Genomic DNA, 17,318 nt, shown 5'->3' on the forward strand with positions numbered 1-17,318 from the left:
TTTCCGCTACCCCCGCTTCAGCCGCGCCCGTTCGCGTTCCAGATGCCGCTGATGGCCGCTGCGGCGTTTCCACCAGATCAGCACGCCCGTCAGCGCAAACGCCAGCGGCATCAGGCCGAACGCGGTGATGAACACGCGGCCGTAGGTGCCGAACGCCTCGCCGGTGTGCAGCGGGAACAGCCAGAAGATCAAGGCATCGCCCGATTGCGCGTCGCGCGGGTCGCGGGCGCCTAGCGGGCGGCCGGTGTAGGCGTCCAGCCAGAGCCGCGTGGCGCCGCTGTCGGCCTGCAGCTCACCCTCCTGGCGCAGCCGCACCTCATAGGCGTCGCCGGGCTTGCGCGGCAGGCTGATCCGCGTGACCTGCGCGCCCGGGAACTGGCGCTGGGCGGCCGTCATGGCCTGCGCCGGCGTGATCGCGTGGGCGCCGGGCGGCGGCGGGTCCGACTGGTGCTTTGCCGGCGCGCTCACCGTCATCACGCTGCCGATGATCGGCGTGACCCACTTCGGCAGGTTCAGGTACCAGCCCGAGAACGCGATCACGGCCAGCACCGGCGCGGCGAAGATGCCGCCGGCGCGGTGGAACGTATAGGTGAAGCGCGACCACGACCCGCCGTGCGCAATCCGCACCGACTGCTTCCACGCGCGCAGCCGCGACTTCGGCCACCACAGCGCCACGCCCAGCAGCACGCTCAGCAGCAGCACCATGCCGGTCACGCCGACGATGGTCTTGCCGGTCTCGCCGGACAGCAGGTAGCGGTGCAGGTGGAACAGCGTCGGCATGATCTGCTGGCGCGACAGCCCCGGCACGCCAAACAGCCGCTCGCCCTTCACGGCCAGCGTGATCGGGTCGATCATCACCTGCCGCGACCGCCCCGGCGCCGCCTGCGCGCCCTGGATCGGGTAGTAGGCGATGAACACGTCGTGCTCGTCGATTGGCAGAATCAGCAGGTTCGGCTTGCCATAGCGCGGGTCGGCCATCAGCCTGGCCGTGACGGATTCCACGGTCGCGGCCCCCACCGGGATGCGGGTGGCCGACACGCCCTGCAGCAGATCAGGATTCAGCCATTTGTCGATGTCGTCGCGCCACGAGATCAGCGTGCCGGTCAGGCCCATCAGGACGAAGAGCAGGCCGAATACCAGGCCGATGTAGAGGTGAAGCTTGACGAGGACGGTGCGCAGGCGGCCGGAGACCATGTGACTCTTTGTTCTGGGATGCCGCGCTGGCCGCGGGGCATCGGGCATTTTGGCCCTCGCATCTGTGCGCCAGCGCGCTAATGCAAATGCGAAGAATTCGCGATTCTAGCAGCGTGACGTTAAGATCGTGGCCGCACCGCATTCCAACGTCATCCGGGTGCCGCCCCCGCCCTGCCATGCCCTTGATCGAACTGCTTCCCGCCTCTCCGGCCGATGCCGACCTGCTTGCCGCCATGCACGCGGACAGCTGGCGCCACGCCTATGCCGGCCTGGTTCCCGCCGAATATCTTGACGTCCACGCCCCCGCCGAACGGCTGGCCACCTGGCGCGCCCGCATGCTCGAAGGGGCCGAGGCGCCGCTGGAAGCCACCATCCTGCGCGTGAACGGCAACCCGGCCGGCTTCTCGTGCCTGATGCCACTGGCCGAGCCCGGCTACGGCATCTACCTGGACAATCTGCATGTGATGCCGGCGTACCATGGCCGCGGCTACGGCAAGACGCTGATGGCCTGCTGCGCCACGCGCGTGGCCAGCCAGTGGCCGGGCCGGCCGTTGTTCCTGTACGTGCTCGATGGCAACACCCAGGCGCGCGATTTCTACCGGCGCCTGGGCGGCGTGGAATCGGACGTCTTCGAAGACCCGTTCCCCGGCACCGACCTGATGGTGGCCGTGCGCCGCGTGAGCTGGGACGACGTGGACGCGCTGGTCAGCCGCCTGGCACCGGGGCCGTAGCCGCCAGCGGGGCCAGCATCGCGCGCAGGTCCAGGTGTTCGGCCATGCTGGCCGCCAGCCGGTCGATCGATGCCTCGCGCAGCGCGTCCAGGTCCACGCCGCCGGCGTGCGCCAGCCCGGCCCAGCGCAGCAGCGCGCCGCAGGCGTCCGGCTGGTCGAACAGGCCGTGGACGTAGGTCGCCATGACCTGGCCGTCTTCGGACACCGCCCCGTCGGGCCGACGCCCCGCGCCCGCCTCCCCCTCCGCCAGCCACAATGCCGGCCGCGCCAGCGCCGGCCCCTGCGTCACCCCCAGATGGATCTCGTAGCCCGCCACGGCCGCGCCGCCGGCCGCCAGTTCACCGTGCACGCGCCGTAGCTGCTTCTCGGGCGCCAGCGTGGTGTCGAAGTCGAGCAGTCCCAGCCCGTCGCTGCTGCCGGCCGGCCCCTCGCGGCCATCGGGATCATGGATGCGCCGCCCCAGCATCTGCATGCCGCCGCAGATGCCCAGCAGCTTGCCGCCATAGCGCAGGTGCCGCAGCAGCGCGTGGTCCCACCCGTTGGCGCGCAGGAACGCCAGATCGGCCCGCACGCTCTTGCTGCCGGGCAGGATCACCAGGTCCGCCGGCGGCATCGGGCGGCCCGGGCCGATGAATTGCAGGTTGACGTCCGGATGGGCGCGCAGCGCGTCGAAATCGGTATGGTTGGAGATGCGCGGCAGCACCGGCACCACCACGCGCAGCGCCTGGCCGTCGCGCCGGGCCACCTGCGCGCTGGCAATGGCGTCCTCGGCGTCCAGGTGCAGCCCGTGCAGGTACGGCAGCACGCCGAACACCGGCTTGCCCGTGCGCGCGGCCAGCCAGTCCAGCCCCGGCTGCAGCAGCGCGATATCGCCCCGGAACCGGTTGATGACGAACCCCTTCACGCGGGCCCGCTCGCTGTCGGACAGGCAGTCCAGCGTGCCGACCAGATGCGCGAACACGCCGCCCCGGTCGATATCGGCCACCAGCACCACCGGGCAGTCCACGCGCTCGGCAAAGCCCATGTTGGCGATGTCGCGGTCGCGCAGGTTCACCTCGGCCGGGCTGCCGGCGCCTTCCACCAGCACCACGTCGTACGCCCGTTCGAGCCGCCCATGGCTTTCCAGCACCGCCGCCATCGCCTGCGGCTTGTAGGCGTGGTAGGCGCGGGCGTCCAGGTCCATGCGGGCGCGGCCGTGGATGATGACCTGCGCGCCGATGTCGCTGCTGGGCTTGAGCAGCACCGGGTTCATGTCGGTGTGCGGCGCCAGCCCGGCCGCCTGGGCCTGCAGCGCCTGCGCGCGGCCGATCTCGCCGCCATCCACCGTCACCGCGCTGTTCAGCGCCATGTTCTGCGGCTTGAACGGCGCCACGGCCACGCCGGCGCGCGCCAGCACGCGGCACAGCCCGGCCACCACGGTGCTCTTGCCGGCGTCCGAGGTGGTGCCCTGGACCATCAGGGTGCCGCGCAGGGCACGCGGCGCAAACGGGAACGGAGGATTTTGCATCGCGCGATTATCGCAGCAGGGTTGGCGCGGCGGGCGCCGGCCTGCAAAAACCGTGCGTGCGGGGCGCGGATGCGGCGGCTACAATACGCCCGATGAAGACCCCCGCCACGCCTCGGGCGCTCAATCTCTCGGCCACCACCGAGCCGGCTTCGGCAGGCGCGGCCGCGGACGTCGAACCCGACACCGCCCCGGCCCCGCAGCCGCAGGCCGGCACCGCCGCGCCGCGCGAGCTGACGCTGGTGCTCGGCGGCGCGCGCTCCGGCAAGAGCCATTTCGCCGAGCAACTGGCCACCGACCACGCGGCGCTGACGCGCGGGCCGGTCACCTACATCGCCACGGCCCGGCACAACGCCGAACCGGCCGACGAGGAGATGGAAGTCCGCATCGCGCTGCACCGGGCACGCCGCCCGGCAGACTGGACGCTCGTCGAGGAACCCGTGCACCTGGCCGACGCGCTCTACGCGCACGCGCGCCACGACGGCTGCATCCTGGTGGACTGCGTGACGCTGTGGCTCAACAACCTGATCTTCGGCGACGGCCGCGACTACCCCGAGCACGGCGTCATCACGCCGCCGCCGGCCTTTACCGAGGAAATCGACGCGCTGATGACCGCGCTGCCGATGCTGCCCGGCCACGTGATCCTGGTCTCGAACGAGATCGGCTTCGGCGTGGTGCCGATGGGCGCCATCACCCGCTTCTACGTCGACGAACTGGGCCGGCTCAACCAGAAGCTGGCCGCCACCGCCGACCGCGTGCGGCTGCTCGTGGCCGGCATCCCGGTCGCGATCAAGGACCCACCCCCTTCCCGCCTGCACGCCGCACGATGATGCTGTTGTCCTGGCCGGCCTGCGTGGCCGCCGCGCTCGCCGGCGTGCTGCTGGACCGCTGGCTCGGCGAGCCGCGCCGCTGGCATCCGCTGGTCGGCTTTGGCCGCCTGGCCACGGCTGTTGCCAACCGCCTGAACCGCCCCGGCAGCCACCCGCTGCGCCAGCGCGCGGCGGGGCTGCTCGCGTGGTCGGCCGTGGTGCTCGGGCCCGCCGCCGCCGTGGCGTGGCTGGTCGGCATGGCCGGCGCCGTGCATCCGCTGCTGGCGTGGACGCTGCACGTGCTGGCGCTCTACTTCGCGCTGGGCGCCTGCAGCCTGGCGCGCCATATCGCCCCGATTGCCGATGCACTGGCCGCCGACGACCTGCCCGCCGCGCGCACGCTGACCGCCCGCATCGTGTCGCGCGATACGGCCGATGCCGACGCCGAGGCGCTGGCCCGCGCCGCCTGCGAATCGGCGCTGGAGAACGGCAACGATGCCATCTTTGGCGCGCTGTTCTGGTTCCTGATCGGCGGCGCGCCGGCCGTCATCGTGTTCCGGCTGGCCAACACGCTCGACGCGATGTGGGGCTACCGCACGCCGCGCTGGGCCATGTTCGGCTGGGCGGCGGCACGCATCGACGACCTGCTGAACCTGATTCCCGCGCGGCTGACCGCGCTGTCGTATGCGCTGCTGGGCGCCACCGCGCAGGCGCTGCGCTGCTGGCGTACGCAGGCCCCGGCGTGGTCCAGTCCCAACGCCGGCCCGGTGATGGCGGCCGGCGCCGGGGCGGTGGGCGTGGCGCTGGGCGGCGGCGCGCGCTACCACGGCGAATGGGAAGCCCGCCCGCCGCTGGGCGTGGGCGATGCGCCGCGCGCCGCCCACGTGCTGGCCTGCCTGCGGCTGGTGCAGCGCACGCTCTGGCTGTGGCTTGGCGTGGCGATGCTGAGCGTGCCGGCCATCCATCTGATCTCCGCTTCATGACGTTCACCATCCGCCACGGCGGCAACCTGCGCCAGGCCATCCGTGAATTCGGCGGGCCGGCCGAGGACTGGCTCGACCTGTCCACCGGCATCCATCCCGACGGTTACCCGGTGCCCACGCTGCCCGCCGCCGCCTGGCACCGGCTGCCCGAGGACGACGACCTCGCCGCGCTGGCCGCCCGCTACTACGGCGCGCCGCACGCGCTGCCCGTGGCCGGCTCGCAGGCGGCCATCCGCACGCTGCCGCGCCTGCTGCGGCCCGGCCGCGTGGGCATCGCCGCGCTGGGCTACAGCGAGTACGCGCCGGCCTTCGCCCGTGCCGGGCACACCGTCGTGCTGCTCGATGAAGCCGACTTCGGCCGCCACGACCTGGCCGACGCGCTCGACCATCTGGTCGTCGTCACGCCGAACAACCCGACCACGCGCCGCGTGCCGCCGGACACGCTGCGGCACTGGCACCGCCGGCTGGCGGCGCGCGACGGCACGCTGCTGGTCGACGAGGCATTCATGGACGCCACGCCCGGCGGCTCGCTCGCGCCCCACGCCGATAGGCCGGGGCTGGTCGTGCTGCGCTCGCTGGGCAAGTTCTTCGGGCTCGCGGGCGTCCGCTGCGGCTTTGTGCTGGCGGCGCCGGCACTGCTTGACGCGCTCGATGCCGAACTGGGCCACTGGGCCGTCTCGGGCCCGGCCCGCGCCATCGCCCGGACCGCGCTGGCGGATGCCGGCTGGCAGGCCCATGCACGCGACCATCTGGCCGCCAGCGGGCACCGGCTGGCGACGCTGCTGACCGGCCACGGCCTGGCAGTGGCATCGCACCCGCTGTTCTGCTGGGTGCCGCACGCCCACGCGCGGCGCCTGCACGTGGCGCTGGCGACGTGCCGCGTCTGGACCCGTTATTTCGATGCCGCCGGCGGCCAGCCGCCGAGCCTGCGTTTCGGCCTGCCGCCGGACCAGCCCCGGGCGTGGGACCAACTGGCCCGCGCGCTCGACAAGACCCTTCCCCTGCCCGATGCCGATGGCCTTTAAATCCTTCATGCTGGCCGCCCTGCTGGCCGCCACCCTGCCCGCGCACGCCGCCATCACCGTGGTCGACGACGCGGGCCAGACCGTCACGCTGGCCCAGCCCGCGCGGCGCGTGGTCTCGCTGGCGCCGCACGTGACCGAGATGATCTACGCGGCCGGCGGCGGCGAGCGCATCGTCGGCACGGTCAGCTACAGCGACTACCCGCCGCAGGCGCGCGACATCCCGCGCGTGGGCGACAACAAGGCGCTGGACCTGGAACGCATTGCCGCGCTCAAGCCGGACCTGATCGTGGTCTGGCGCCATGGCAACGCCCAGAAGCAGACCGACCGCCTGCGCGCGCTGGGCATGCCGGTGTTCTACAGCGAGCCGCGCCGGCTGGAGACCATCCCCGAGAATCTGGAAAAGCTCGGCACGCTGATGGGCACCGAACCCGTCGCCCGCCGCGCCGCGAGCGACTTCCGCCAGCAGGTGGACACGCTGCGCCGCACCTACGCGGGCCGCTCGCCGGTCACGGTGTTCTACCAGGTCTGGCAGCAGCCGCTGATGACGCTGAACGGCCAGCACCTTGTGAGCGACCTGCTGACGCTCTGCGGCGGCCGCAACCTGTTTGCCACCGAGGCGCCGCTGGTGCCCACCGTGTCCGTCGAAGCGGTGATCGCCGGCAACCCCGAGGTCATGCTGACGGCCGCCATGGGCGCCACGCGCCCCGACAAGCCGCTGGCCGATTTTTCGATATGGGAGAAGTGGAAGCAGGTCACCGCCGTGGCGCGCAACAACCTGTTCACCATCGACGGCGACCTGGTCAACCGCGCCGGCCCGCGCGTGGTGCAGGGGGCGGCGGAAATCTGCAAGGACCTGGAGGTGGCGCGGGGGCGCAGGGGGCGGTGAGGATGCCGGTGGTGCGGGACGCGCTGGCCCGCTCCACCGGCCCCGCTCCCGTTTGCGGGCGAGGGGAGCAAACCGGCAGCATCTGAATTACCGATGGTTTCCATCTCCCACAACGTGGCAGAAGGGTCGGGGGTGAGGGCCAGCCTCCGATCAACCCGCCACGCGATTCCACCACCCCAGCCTGACCGTCCCACCTTCCAGCACGAACTTGCACGTCGCGGCGAATCCCAGCGACCAGTGCAGCGTCTGGGCCAGCGGCAGGCCCAGCCAGTGCGCGGCCAGCATGCGCATCGGGCCGGCGTGGGTGACCGCCCAGAGCCGCGCGTCGGCGCCCGCATCGAGCGCGTCGGCCCAGGCCGTCACGCGCGCCATGGCCTGCGCGGGGCTCTCGCCGCCGTGGGGCCGGGCGTGCATCAGGTCGGCGGCCCACAGGTCCAGCGCGTCGCGCGGAATCGCATCCCAGCGCTGGCCTTCCCAGGCGCCGAAATCCATCTCGCGCAGCGCCGGCTCCGCCTCGCAGACCGGCGGCGCGGCCAGGCAATCGGCCAGCAGCGTGGCGGTGTCGCGCGCGCGGCGGGCCGGGCTGGTGACGATGCGCGCCGGCGGCGCGAGCTGGGCGACGATCGACGCCAGCGGCGCCACGGGCTGCGCCAGCGCGAGGTCCAGCCGGCCGTAGCAGACGCCCTCGGCCACGTCGGGCTGCGCGTGGCGGATCAGTACCACTTCCATGCGGCCGCCACGAGGTAGATCGACAGTTCGGCCAGTTGCTGCGCCATGCCCAGGCAGTCGCCGGTATAGCCGCCGATGCGGCGCACGAAGTACGCGCCCAGCGCCGCGCGCAGGCCCGCCAGCACCAGCACCACCACCGCCGCGAACACCGGCGAGATCAGCAGCAGCGGCACCGCGCCGCAGGCGAGCGCGAACAGCAGGCTGCGCGTCTCCAGCCGCTGCGCCACGGGCTTGGCCTTGCCTTCGGCGCGCACGTAGTCGTGCGTGGCCAGGAACGTGATCGCCATGGCGCGGCTGGCACCGTGCGCGGCCACCAGCACGGCCACCAGCAGCCCGGCATCGGCGCGGTCTTCCACCGACACCAGCAGTTGCCACTTCAGCAGCAGCGCCACGACGAGGGCAATCGCGCCAAACGCGCCGACGCGGGAGTCGTGCATGATTTCCAGCACGTCCTCGCGCCGGTAGCCGCCACCGAACGCATCGACGCAATCGGCCAGCCCGTCCTCGTGGAACGCACCGGTCAGCAGCAGCGTGGCCGCCATGCCCAGCACGATGGCCACCGGCGGCGACCAGAACTGCCACGCAAGACCCGTGACCGCCGCGCCGGCCAGGCCCACCAGCAGCCCCACCAGCGGAAAGTAGCGCGCGGCGGCGTTCAGGTAGTGCGGCGCAAAGCCGACCCAGCTTGCCAGCCGCTGCGGCAACGGCACGCGCGTGAAGTAGCCCACGGCGGTCAGGAAGAAGCGGAGTTCGTCGGCCATGCTCGCCCCCTTGCCGCTATGCCGACGCGTTGCTGACGCCGGCGCCGCTGAACGTGGCCATCTCGCGCAGGAAGGCCGCCGCCGAGGCCACCAGCGGCCACGCCAGCGCGGCGCCGGTGCCTTCGCCCAGGCGCAGGTCCAGCGCCAGCAGCGGCTCGGCGCCGAATTCGGCCAGCAGCGCGCGGTGGCCCTGCTCGTGCGAGCAATGCGAGAACACGCAGTACTGCAGCACGTTCGGGTCGATGCGCGCGGCCACCAGCAGCGCAGCAGACGCGATGAAGCCATCCACCAGGATCACCATCCGGCTGGCCGCCGCGGCCAGGTAGGCGCCGGTCATCGCCGCGATCTCGAAGCCGCCGAACGTGGCCAGCACGTCGAGCGGATCGGTCACGCCGGCATGGCACGCCAGCGCCTGCGACAGCACCGCGCGCTTGTGCGCCACGCCGGCGTCGTCCAGCCCCGTGCCACGGCCGATGCACGCCTCGATGGGCAGCCCGGTCAGCCGGCTCATCAGGCAGGCCGCCGCCGAGGTATTGGCGATGCCCATCTCGCCAAAGCCGATCACGTTGGTGCCAAGCTGCGCATGGCGCAGCACGCGCGCGATGCCGGCGTTGAGCGCCGCGCCGGCCTGCGCCGGCGTCATGGCCGGGGCGTCGACAAAGTTGCGCGTACCATTCGCCACCCGGCAGTTGACCAGCCCCGGCGCGGCCGGCAACGGCGCGCGCACGCCCACGTCCACCACTTCCAGCGCCAGCCCGTGCAGCCGCGTGAACACGTTGATCGCCGCGCCGCCGTCCAGGAAGTTCAGCACCATCTGGGCGGTGACCTCGGCCGGGAACGCGCTGACGCCGGCATCGGCCACGCCATGGTCACCGGCGAACACGATGATGGCCGGGCGGGACAGCGCGGGCGCCGCGTCGCCACGGATCAGGCCGATCTGCAGCGCCAGCGATTCAAGCCGGCCCAGCGATCCGGGCGGCTTGGTCTTGTCGTCGATGGCGGCCTGCAGCGCCGCGCGCAGCGTCTGGTCCAGCGGCGCGACGGGCGGCAGCGTCAGCGCGACATCGGCAAAGGGGGTCATGGTCATCGGACGCTTCCCGGGCTACATTTCCACGCCGCGCTGGGCCTTGATGCCCTGCTGGAACGCGTGCTTCACCGGCGTCATGTCGGTGACGGTGTCGGCCGCCTCCACCAGCGCGGGCGGCGCGCCGCGGCCGGTGATGACCACGTGCTGCATCGGCGGGCGGGCCCGCAGGTCGGCAATCACGGTGTCGACGTCCAGGTAGTGCAGCTTCAGCGCGATGTTCAGCTCGTCCAGCAGCACCAGCCCGACCGACGGGTCGCGCAGCATGCCGCGCGCAATCTCCCAGGCGGCCTCGGCCTTGGCCACGTCGCGCGCGCGGTCCTGCGTTTCCCAGGTGTAGCCCTCGCCCATCACGTGGAATGCGCACTGGTCCGGAAAGCGCCGCAGGAACAGTTCCTCGCCGCTGGGAATGGCGCCCTTGATGAACTGGACCACGCCCGTGCGCATGCCGTGGCCCATCGCCCGCACCACCATGCCGAAGCCCGAGCTGGACTTGCCCTTGCCGTTGCCGGTGGTGATGACGATCACGCCGCGCTCGGCCTGCGCGGCGGCGATCTTTGCATCCACCACTTCCTTCTTGCGGACCATGCGTGCCTTGTGGCGCGCGTCGCGGCCGTCGGCGTCGGCCGGGTCGATTCGTTCAATGTCGCTCATGGGGGTATCCGTCGGGGATCAGCGCGGTGTGCGTGCCGTCGCTAAGACTGATGATCGGGGTGCGCAGCGCGCGGGAGCACTGCGCGGGAGTCAGGACTTCGGGCGCGGGGCCGTGCAGCGCGGGGCCGTCCTCGGCCATCAGCAGCGCATGGCTGGCGTAGCGCCGCGCCAGGGTCAGGTCGTGCAGGATGACCACGGCGGCGTGGCGGCCTGCGGCGGTCAGGCGGCGCAGGACGTCCAGCACCATGATCTGGTGCCGCAGGTCCAGGTGCGACACGGGCTCGTCCAGCATCAGCAGCGGCGCCTGCTGGGCCAGCACGGCGGCCAGCGACACGCGCTGGCGTTCGCCGCCGGACAGCGTGAGCACGTCGCGCGCGGCCAGCGCGTCCAGGTCCAGCGCGGTCATCACGTCGCGCACGATGCGGTCGTCGTCGCGCCGGCCCCAGCCCCAGCCGCTCAGGTGCGGATGGCGGCCCACGCGCACCGCATCCTCCACGGCCATCGAGAACGTGTCGTGCACGGCCTGCGGCAGGTAGGCGCGCTGGCGGGCCAGCGCGGCCGGCGCGATCTGGCCCATGGCGGCGCCGTCCAGCGCCACGGTGCCGCCGTCGGGCGCGCGCAGGCCGGTCAGCACGCCCATCAGCGTGGACTTGCCCACGCCGTTCGGGCCGACGATGCACCAGAGCTGGCCCGGCGCGATCGACATCGACAACCGGTCGACCAGCACGCGCGGGCCGGCCTGCAGCCGCACGTCGCGCAGCGCCAGCTGCGGGCAGGCCGCCAGCGGTTCGTACCACGCGCTCATCGTGGCCTCCGCAGCAGCAGGTAAAGAAAGGTGGGCACGCCCAGCAGCGCGGTGATGACGCCCACCGGCAACTGCGCGGGCGCGATCACGGTGCGGGCGATCAGGTCGGCGGCCATCAGCAGCGTGCCGCCCAGCAGCACCGACGCCGGCAGCAACTGGCGCTGGTCGTTGCCCCAGGCCAGCCGCACCATGTGCGGCACCACCAGGCCGATGAAGCCGATGGAACCGGCCGTGGTGATGGCCGCCGCAATCGACACCGACGCGATCAGGAACGTGGCCAGCCGCACGCGGCCCACGCGCACGCCCAGCGACTGCGCCACCGTTTCGCCCAGCAGCATCACGTTCAGCGCGCGCGCCATCGGCATGGCCAGGGCCAGCGCCACCACCAGCGTGGTCATCGCCCAGCCGTAGCTGGCCGTGCCGCCCAGGTCGCCGGTCAGCCAGAACAGCATGCCGCGCAGGCGCGATTCCGGGGCGATGGCCAGGATCAGCATGATGACGGCGCTCCAGCCGGCCGCCAGGATCACGCCGGTCAGCAGCAGCCGGGCGCCGGCCTCGTGGTGGCCGCCCTGCACCTGCGGGTGAAGCAGGTCGCGCCGCGCCAGCGTGGCCACCAGCAGCATCGACGCCAGCGCGCCGCCGGCCGCGCCGGCCTGCACCATCCAGACCGGCAGCGTCAGCAGCATCGCCATCAGCGCGCCGGTGGATGCCCCGCCGGACACGCCCAGCACGTAGGGCTCGGCCAGCGGATTGCGCAGCAGCACCTGCATCAGCGCGCCGGACAGCGTCAGCAGGCCACCGCAGGCAAACGCCGCGGCCGCGCGCGGCAGCCGCAGCTCGCGGACGATGGCGCCGGCCGTGCCGCTGTCGGCGCCGGAGAGCGCCTGCCAGAGCTGCCCGGCATCGAGCGCCACGCTGCCCGCGGCCAGCGACAACGCGAACACGGCCGCGCCGGCCAGGGCCAGGACCGTCCAGACAGCCAGCGCGCGCCGCAGGTCAGTCATCGGTTACTTCTGCCTCCAGCCAAGCGTGATGAAGCCGGCCCGGCCCTGCGTGTTGTAGGGGTAGGCGAGCATGTAGTCCTTGTCGAACAGGTTTTCCACGCGGGCGGCGACGAACCATTGCTTGTCGATGTTGTAGCGGGCGGTCAGGTTGACGATACCGTATCCGCCCAGCCGGCGCGAGCCGGAATCCATGCGCGACGACGACAGCAGCCACTCGCCGCCGAAGCGCCAGTCGCCGAAGTTGCGGCCCACATCGAACGACGCATGGCGCCGCGCGCGGCGCAGCAACTGGGTGTTGCTGCTTTCGTCCACCGGGTTCTGGAACGTCACGCTGGCGCCCAGGTCAGTGCCCAGGACCGTGGCGCGCCACGACGCCTCCACGCCCTGCACCTTGGCCTTGTTGACGTTCTGGGCCAGGTAGATGCCGCTGCCGACGCCCACCGGCGTGGACACGATCAGGTCGTCGTAGCGGGTCTCGAACGCGGTCACGCGCAGCAGGCCGGCGCTGACGGTATCGACCTGCACGCCGGCCTCGGCCGACTTGGCCCGCTCGGGCTGCAGGTTCGGCTGGCCAAAGCCGGGGTAGTACAGCTCGTTGAACGTGGGCGCGCGGAACGCGTTGCTGACGTTGGCGATCAGCTTGACCTGATCGGTCACGTTGAAGCCGTAGCCGGCGAAGAAGCTGCCCTGGTTGCCGAAGTCGGAATAGTGGTCGTTGCGGCCGTTCAGCTGGAGCTGGTGCCGGCCGATGCGGCCCTCGTAGCCGCCGTAGACCGAGAACACGTTGCGCGACGGCGCGTTGTAGGCGCTGGACGTCAGCTCCTGCTGCAGCCAGTCGGTGCCGAACAGCAGTTTGTGGCCGGCCGTCAGCGCGTATTCGTTCTGCCAGTTGAACTGGCGGTTGCGCGTGCTGAACAGGCTGTCGAACAGGCCGTTCTTGCGGCCCTCGCTACGGTCCTCGCTCTGCGCCACCTTGAAGTGCGTGGTCCAGGCCGACGTCAGCCGGCCGTTGGCGAACGCGGACAGCGTGTAGAGCTTGCTGAGCAGGCGGGTATCGTCGGTGCGGCCGCCGCCGTCATAGGACAGGTCGCTGTCGGAGTAGTACGCGGCCACGCCGGCGTCCCAGTCGGGCGTGAACTTGTGGCGGAGCTGGCCGGAGACGCTCTTGTTCTCGTACGGGTTGTCGTTCGGGTTCGCGGTCGGGCGCAGTTTGGTATTGATCGACGAGAAACCGTCGGTCTTGAACATCGACCCGGTCACGTTGAACGTGGTGTCGCCGATCTGGCCGCCATAGCCCACGGAGCCCTGGCGCGTGTTGTTGCTGCCGTATTCGATCTGCGCGTTGGCCGCCGGCGCGTGGCCGGCGCCGCTCTTGGTGAAGATCTGCACCACGCCGCCGATGGCGTCGGACCCGTACAGCGCCGACACGTTGCCGCGCACCACCTCGATGTGGTCGATCTCGTCGGGCAGGATGTTGGCAAGCTGCGCCGTGCCGCTGCTGGCGCCAGACACGCGCACGCCATCGATCAGGATCAGCACCTGGTTGGAGTTGGCGCCGCGCATGAACAGCGACGTGTTGGCCCCCATGCCGCCGTTGACGGCGAATTCCACGCCGGCCTGGCCGCGCAGCAGCGAGCGCAGGTCGGGCGCCTGCGAATTGACGATGTCCTCCTGGGTCACCACCGTGGTGTGCGGCAGCGCCTCGGTCACACTCTGCGCGGTGCGCGAGGCGGTGACGACGACGGGCGCCAGGGCCGGCGGCTGGGATTGCGGCTGGGATTGCGACGGCGCGGCATCGGCCGGCGCGGTCTGGGCAAGGCCCGGCACCGGGGCGGCGGACAGGACGGCAACGGCCGCCACGATGGCGGACGTGGATAGGCGGACCGGCGGCTTTGCCGCGGCAGTCGACCTGGAAGGCGTGGAACGCATGAGCAGGATGGAAGAGAACGGCCGGGTCCGTTCCCCCGCGGACCTGTTGGCGAATGGGCGCCGCAAGGGGCGGACGCCCGCGTTCTTCAGGCCGGTATCCGGGCTGACGACATCAGGCAGGCCGCCTTCCCGATCGGATCGCCAGAGGCTGACGAAATTGGATCAGTGGCGCTTGGCCGGCCCTGCGGGCGACGCTCGTCATGAGCGTGTCCGCGGTCGCTTACCGTTGCGGGGGCAGCACAGGTTGGCCCGCGCCGCGCTGTCCAGGCTGGCGATATCCAGTCTGGCAGCGGCACCCCGGCTCCCTGTTTCCCGTTGAACTGCAGCGCCTGCGAAAGGGCTGCGAGCACCTGGAACGTGCGCGAGTGTAGGGAGTTTCAAAGTTGGCGTCAATGCGATGGATCAGGTTGCCGATAACCACCGGATGACGCGCGCAATCGGGCCGATCGGCGGCGATCCGTGCAACTTCCGTGCGGCACGCAAGTCTCACCGGGCTTGTTGCAGGTAGCCAGCGTGCGTGCATCGGCTAGAATCCCGAAACCTGACCCTTACTCCTTACCGGACACGACAGGCACTATGCTCAACGAACTCGAACAACTGGCCGCCAAGATCGGACGTGTGCTGCACCATGCGGACACCCTGGCGGCGGAAAACCAGCGGCTGCGGGCGGAGATCGACCGCCTGCAGGCCGAGGCGGGCCAGTTGCGCGCGGACCGCGAAGCCATGGCGGCCGACCGCGAACTGCTCAATATCAAGATCGAGGAAGCCCAGTTGCGCATCCAGTCCATCCTGGACAAGCTGCCCACCGCCAGCGATGCGCGCCAGCTCGACCTGCTGGGCGACGGCCCGCGTGCCGCGGCGGAAGGTTCGCAGCAAGCCCCCGGAGAACATGCATGAGCAACAAGCAAGTGGAAGTGAACATCGCCGGCCAGCCCTATCGCTTCGCGATCTCGCCGGACAACGAGGCCGCGCTGCTGGAGGCCGTGGCGCTGGTCGACGACAAGATGAACAAGCTCAAGGGCAGCGTGGCGGCCAAGGGCGTGGAGCGCGTGGCCGTGATGGCCGCGATCAGCATCGCGTCCGACCTGCTGGCGGCCCGCCGCAAGCAGGAAGAGGACGGCGCGATCCCCGTGGACGCGGTGCGCGCGCGCATCCGCGAACTCAACGAACGCGCCGACGAGGCGCTGCGCCAGTACGCCCACGTGGGCACCCGCTGAGCCGCTGAAAAACCCTGCCGCGCATGCTTGAATTGCGCGGCGGTGGCCACATATGACGGCCATGTGAAGCCGATGCCGCGCCCTGTGTGGGCGTGGCGACAGGTGTGGTGGAAAATGTAACGACGCGACAGGTCCGACTTGGTATGCCCGACCTCGCGGTGTATAGTGGAGCCACTGCGCGGCGCGTGCGACCGACGCAGCTGGATGGTCGGGTTATCGTGCCTGGCCGCCGTTTCCATCCCATCCTAGTTTGAAACGGCAAACGTCTGACATCCCGAGCGTGCTGCACGCACAGGAACACAGGTCAGACGTTTGACAGTTTCCCTGCCTGGTTCGTGAGGGTCATAACTCCTTGAACCGATATGCATTGCATGGTGCGGGATCATGTCGTGTGGGCGAGCGCGTCGCCGCATTCATAGTCTGGGCCCAGCCTGGACTCCCTGAGTGGGTGATGTACCCGAAATACGACTTCCGCAGCCACTCTGAACCTCACTTGGGTTCAGGATGCCGACCCAGCGGCCAAGGCGGGGACCCCCTTCAAGTGATGAAGAGGCGGTGGTTTCAACGAACCACCGCCTTTTTCATTTCGCCTCCCGACCTGTCATCTGACCTGTCATCCATTGACCATGGCCGAACAGCGCGCCCGCCAGTACTGGCTGATGAAGTCCGAACCGGACGAAGCCAGCATCGACGACCTTGCCCGGGAGGGCACGCTGCCCTGGACGGGCGTGCGCAACTACCAGGCCCGCAACTTCATGCGCGACCAGATGCGCATCGGCGACGGCGTGCTGTTCTACCACTCGTCGTGCCCGGAGCCGGGCATCGCCGGCCTGGCCGAGGTCTGCTCCCAGCCCTACCCCGATCCCACCCAGTTCGATCCCAAGAGCGACTATTACGACAAGGCGTCGAAGCCCGACGACCCGCGCTGGTCGCTCGTGGACGTGCGTTTCGTCAGCAAGAGCGCGCTGGTGCCGCTGCCGGCCCTGCGCGAGCACGATGCGCTGGCCGACATGGTCGTGCTGCGCCGGGGCAACCGGTTGTCGATCACGCCGGTCACGCCGGCCGAATGGCGCTACATCACCGAAAAGCTGATGAAATAGCCGCCGCGGCGCCCGGTTTTCTTGCCCCGCCTTGACCCCGATCGGGCCGCTCGCCCGTTGGATCGCCCTGCTGGCCCGCGCGCGGAACGAAACGCGCGAACCCGTATCTGATAGCCATCACATTGATCGGAGAACAATATGAAGAAACTGTTGGCCGCTTCGCTGTTGGGTACCTGCGCCGCCATGGCGTCGGCCCAGACCGTGACCATGCCGCAACCGTCGGGCGTGCTGTCGCTCAACGCCGAGGCCGTGACCGAGGTGCCGACCGACGTCGTCACGATGGTCCTGGCCGCCGAGCAGGAAGGCCCGGAGCCGTCAGCCATCTCCAGCGCGCTGGCACAGCGCACGCAGGCCGCGCTGGCCCAGGCCAAGCGGGTCTCGGGCGTGGAGGCCCAGTCGGGCGGCTTCACGATCCATCCGAACACGGACCGCAACGGCAAGATCAGCACCTGGCGCGGGCGCTCGGAGATCCAGCTCAAGTCGAAGGATTTCGCGGCCGTGTCGAAGCTGGCGGGCGAACTGGCCGGCCAGATGCAGGTGCAGAACGTGGCGTTCTCGCTGTCGCGCGAGGCCCGCATGGCGGCCGAGCAGAAGCTGGCCGACCAGGCCGTCGCCGCGTTCCGCGACAAGGCACAGGCCACCGCCAAGCTGTTCGGCTACAGCGGCTATACGATCCGCGAGGTTGCGGTCAACGAGCAGGGCGGCATGGTCCCGCCGATGCCGCGCATGTACGCGGCCAAGGCCATGTCCGCAGACGCCGCCATGCCGATCCCGGTGGAAGGCGGCAAGACCCAGGTGACCGTGTCGGTCAACGGGTCGGTGCAGATGGTGAAGTAAGCGGCCCGTTGCGCCCGGGCCCCGCGCGGGGGCCGGGCGCAAATCCCGCAAATCCGTATCCGGCGG

At 70.9% G+C, this 17,318-nt stretch carries 18 protein-coding genes, 1 other RNA gene and 1 riboswitch; of the genes, 10 read left to right on the top strand and 9 right to left on the bottom strand.

Annotated features, from left to right (window positions below; all coding sequences use genetic code 11):
- Positions 1–6: 6 nt before the first annotated feature.
- Complete coding sequence (locus QTN24_RS02710; RefSeq protein ID WP_313835229.1) at positions 7–1,194, bottom strand: PepSY-associated TM helix domain-containing protein; 1,188 nt, start codon at positions 1,192–1,194, stop codon at positions 7–9.
- Positions 1,195–1,370: 176 nt separating this feature from the next.
- On the opposite strand from QTN24_RS02710, the gene QTN24_RS02715 reads away from it, so the two are divergent.
- The gene (locus QTN24_RS02715) at positions 1,371–1,925 is read left to right on the top strand and encodes a GNAT family N-acetyltransferase (protein ID WP_124683434.1); all 555 of its coding nucleotides are present in this window, start codon (positions 1,371–1,373) and stop codon (positions 1,923–1,925) included.
- Here QTN24_RS02715 and QTN24_RS02720 read toward each other — a convergent pair.
- On the bottom strand, positions 1,900–3,381 hold the full coding sequence (locus tag QTN24_RS02720; RefSeq protein ID WP_313835390.1) for a cobyric acid synthase: 1,482 nt from the start codon (positions 3,379–3,381) through the stop codon (positions 1,900–1,902). The genes QTN24_RS02715 and QTN24_RS02720 overlap by 26 nt on opposite strands.
- 143 nt (positions 3,382–3,524) lie before the next feature.
- Here QTN24_RS02720 and cobU point away from each other — a divergent pair, with 143 nt between their 5' ends.
- Genes cobU through QTN24_RS02740 form a run of 4 tightly spaced genes read left to right on the top strand, consistent with a single transcriptional unit; the run spans position 3,525 to position 7,132 of the window.
- Positions 3,525–4,259 carry a bifunctional adenosylcobinamide kinase/adenosylcobinamide-phosphate guanylyltransferase gene (gene cobU / locus QTN24_RS02725; protein ID WP_124683433.1) on the top strand — a complete coding sequence of 245 codons (735 nt, stop codon included), beginning with the start codon at positions 3,525–3,527 and terminating at the stop codon, positions 4,257–4,259.
- A complete protein-coding gene (locus QTN24_RS02730) occupies positions 4,256–5,221 on the top strand; it encodes a CobD/CbiB family cobalamin biosynthesis protein (protein WP_313835230.1) in 966 nt (321 codons plus the stop codon). Before cobU ends, QTN24_RS02730 begins: the two co-directional genes overlap by 4 nt.
- Positions 5,218–6,246, top strand: a complete 1,029-nt coding sequence (gene cobD / locus QTN24_RS02735; RefSeq protein ID WP_313835231.1) for a threonine-phosphate decarboxylase CobD — start codon at positions 5,218–5,220, stop codon at positions 6,244–6,246. The genes QTN24_RS02730 and cobD overlap by 4 nt, the downstream gene beginning before the upstream one ends.
- Complete coding sequence (locus tag QTN24_RS02740) at positions 6,236–7,132, top strand: cobalamin-binding protein (RefSeq protein WP_313835232.1); 897 nt, start codon at positions 6,236–6,238, stop codon at positions 7,130–7,132. Before cobD ends, QTN24_RS02740 begins: the two co-directional genes overlap by 11 nt.
- A 150-nt stretch (positions 7,133–7,282) precedes the next feature.
- On the opposite strand, the gene QTN24_RS02745 is transcribed toward QTN24_RS02740, so the two are convergent.
- The 7 genes from QTN24_RS02745 to QTN24_RS02775 are packed head-to-tail and all read right to left on the bottom strand — an operon-like array spanning position 7,283 to position 14,098.
- Positions 7,283–7,861: a histidine phosphatase family protein gene (locus tag QTN24_RS02745; RefSeq protein ID WP_313835233.1), complete on the bottom strand. Its 579-nt coding sequence runs from the start codon at positions 7,859–7,861 to the stop codon at positions 7,283–7,285.
- Positions 7,846–8,622 (bottom strand): adenosylcobinamide-GDP ribazoletransferase, encoded by a 777-nt coding sequence (locus QTN24_RS02750; RefSeq protein ID WP_313835234.1) that lies wholly within the window; start codon positions 8,620–8,622, stop codon positions 7,846–7,848. The genes QTN24_RS02745 and QTN24_RS02750 overlap by 16 nt, the downstream gene beginning before the upstream one ends.
- Positions 8,623–8,638: 16 nt before the next feature.
- The gene (gene cobT / locus QTN24_RS02755; RefSeq protein ID WP_313835235.1) at positions 8,639–9,709 is read right to left on the bottom strand and encodes a nicotinate-nucleotide--dimethylbenzimidazole phosphoribosyltransferase; all 1,071 of its coding nucleotides are present in this window, start codon (positions 9,707–9,709) and stop codon (positions 8,639–8,641) included.
- 15 nt (positions 9,710–9,724) lie between these two features.
- Positions 9,725–10,360, bottom strand: coding sequence for a cob(I)yrinic acid a,c-diamide adenosyltransferase (gene cobO / locus QTN24_RS02760; protein WP_313835236.1), 636 nt, complete (start codon positions 10,358–10,360; stop codon positions 9,725–9,727).
- Complete coding sequence (locus QTN24_RS02765) at positions 10,347–11,165, bottom strand: ABC transporter ATP-binding protein (RefSeq protein WP_313835237.1); 819 nt, start codon at positions 11,163–11,165, stop codon at positions 10,347–10,349. The genes cobO and QTN24_RS02765 overlap by 14 nt, the downstream gene beginning before the upstream one ends.
- Complete coding sequence (locus QTN24_RS02770; protein WP_313835238.1) at positions 11,162–12,169, bottom strand: iron ABC transporter permease; 1,008 nt, start codon at positions 12,167–12,169, stop codon at positions 11,162–11,164. Before QTN24_RS02770 ends, QTN24_RS02765 begins: the two co-directional genes overlap by 4 nt.
- 3 nt (positions 12,170–12,172) lie before the next feature.
- The gene (locus tag QTN24_RS02775) at positions 12,173–14,098 is read right to left on the bottom strand and encodes a TonB-dependent receptor plug domain-containing protein (protein WP_313835239.1); all 1,926 of its coding nucleotides are present in this window, start codon (positions 14,096–14,098) and stop codon (positions 12,173–12,175) included.
- A gap of 71 nt (positions 14,099–14,169) precedes the next feature.
- Positions 14,170–14,467, bottom strand: a riboswitch (cobalamin riboswitch).
- A 207-nt stretch (positions 14,468–14,674) separates the two neighbouring features.
- Between QTN24_RS02775 and QTN24_RS02780 the strand changes: the two genes are divergently transcribed.
- The 5 genes from QTN24_RS02780 (at position 14,675) to QTN24_RS02800 (ending at position 17,252) form a co-directional block, all read left to right on the top strand.
- On the top strand, positions 14,675–14,995 hold the full coding sequence (locus QTN24_RS02780; RefSeq protein ID WP_124683423.1) for a hypothetical protein: 321 nt from the start codon (positions 14,675–14,677) through the stop codon (positions 14,993–14,995).
- Complete coding sequence (locus QTN24_RS02785) at positions 14,992–15,315, top strand: cell division protein ZapA (RefSeq protein ID WP_124683422.1); 324 nt, start codon at positions 14,992–14,994, stop codon at positions 15,313–15,315. Before QTN24_RS02780 ends, QTN24_RS02785 begins: the two co-directional genes overlap by 4 nt.
- A gap of 318 nt (positions 15,316–15,633) precedes the next feature.
- Positions 15,634–15,850: non-coding RNA, 6S RNA (gene ssrS / locus QTN24_RS02790), on the top strand.
- A gap of 91 nt (positions 15,851–15,941) precedes the next feature.
- Positions 15,942–16,415 (top strand): EVE domain-containing protein, encoded by a 474-nt coding sequence (locus QTN24_RS02795; RefSeq protein WP_313835240.1) that lies wholly within the window; start codon positions 15,942–15,944, stop codon positions 16,413–16,415.
- 138 nt (positions 16,416–16,553) lie between these two features.
- Positions 16,554–17,252, top strand: a complete 699-nt coding sequence (locus QTN24_RS02800; RefSeq protein ID WP_124683420.1) for an SIMPL domain-containing protein — start codon at positions 16,554–16,556, stop codon at positions 17,250–17,252.
- Positions 17,253–17,318: the final 66 nt, after the last annotated feature.

The sequence above is a fragment of the Cupriavidus sp. SZY C1 genome, from assembly GCF_032190535.1.
Classification (GTDB): domain Bacteria; phylum Pseudomonadota; class Gammaproteobacteria; order Burkholderiales; family Burkholderiaceae; genus Cupriavidus; species Cupriavidus pauculus_C.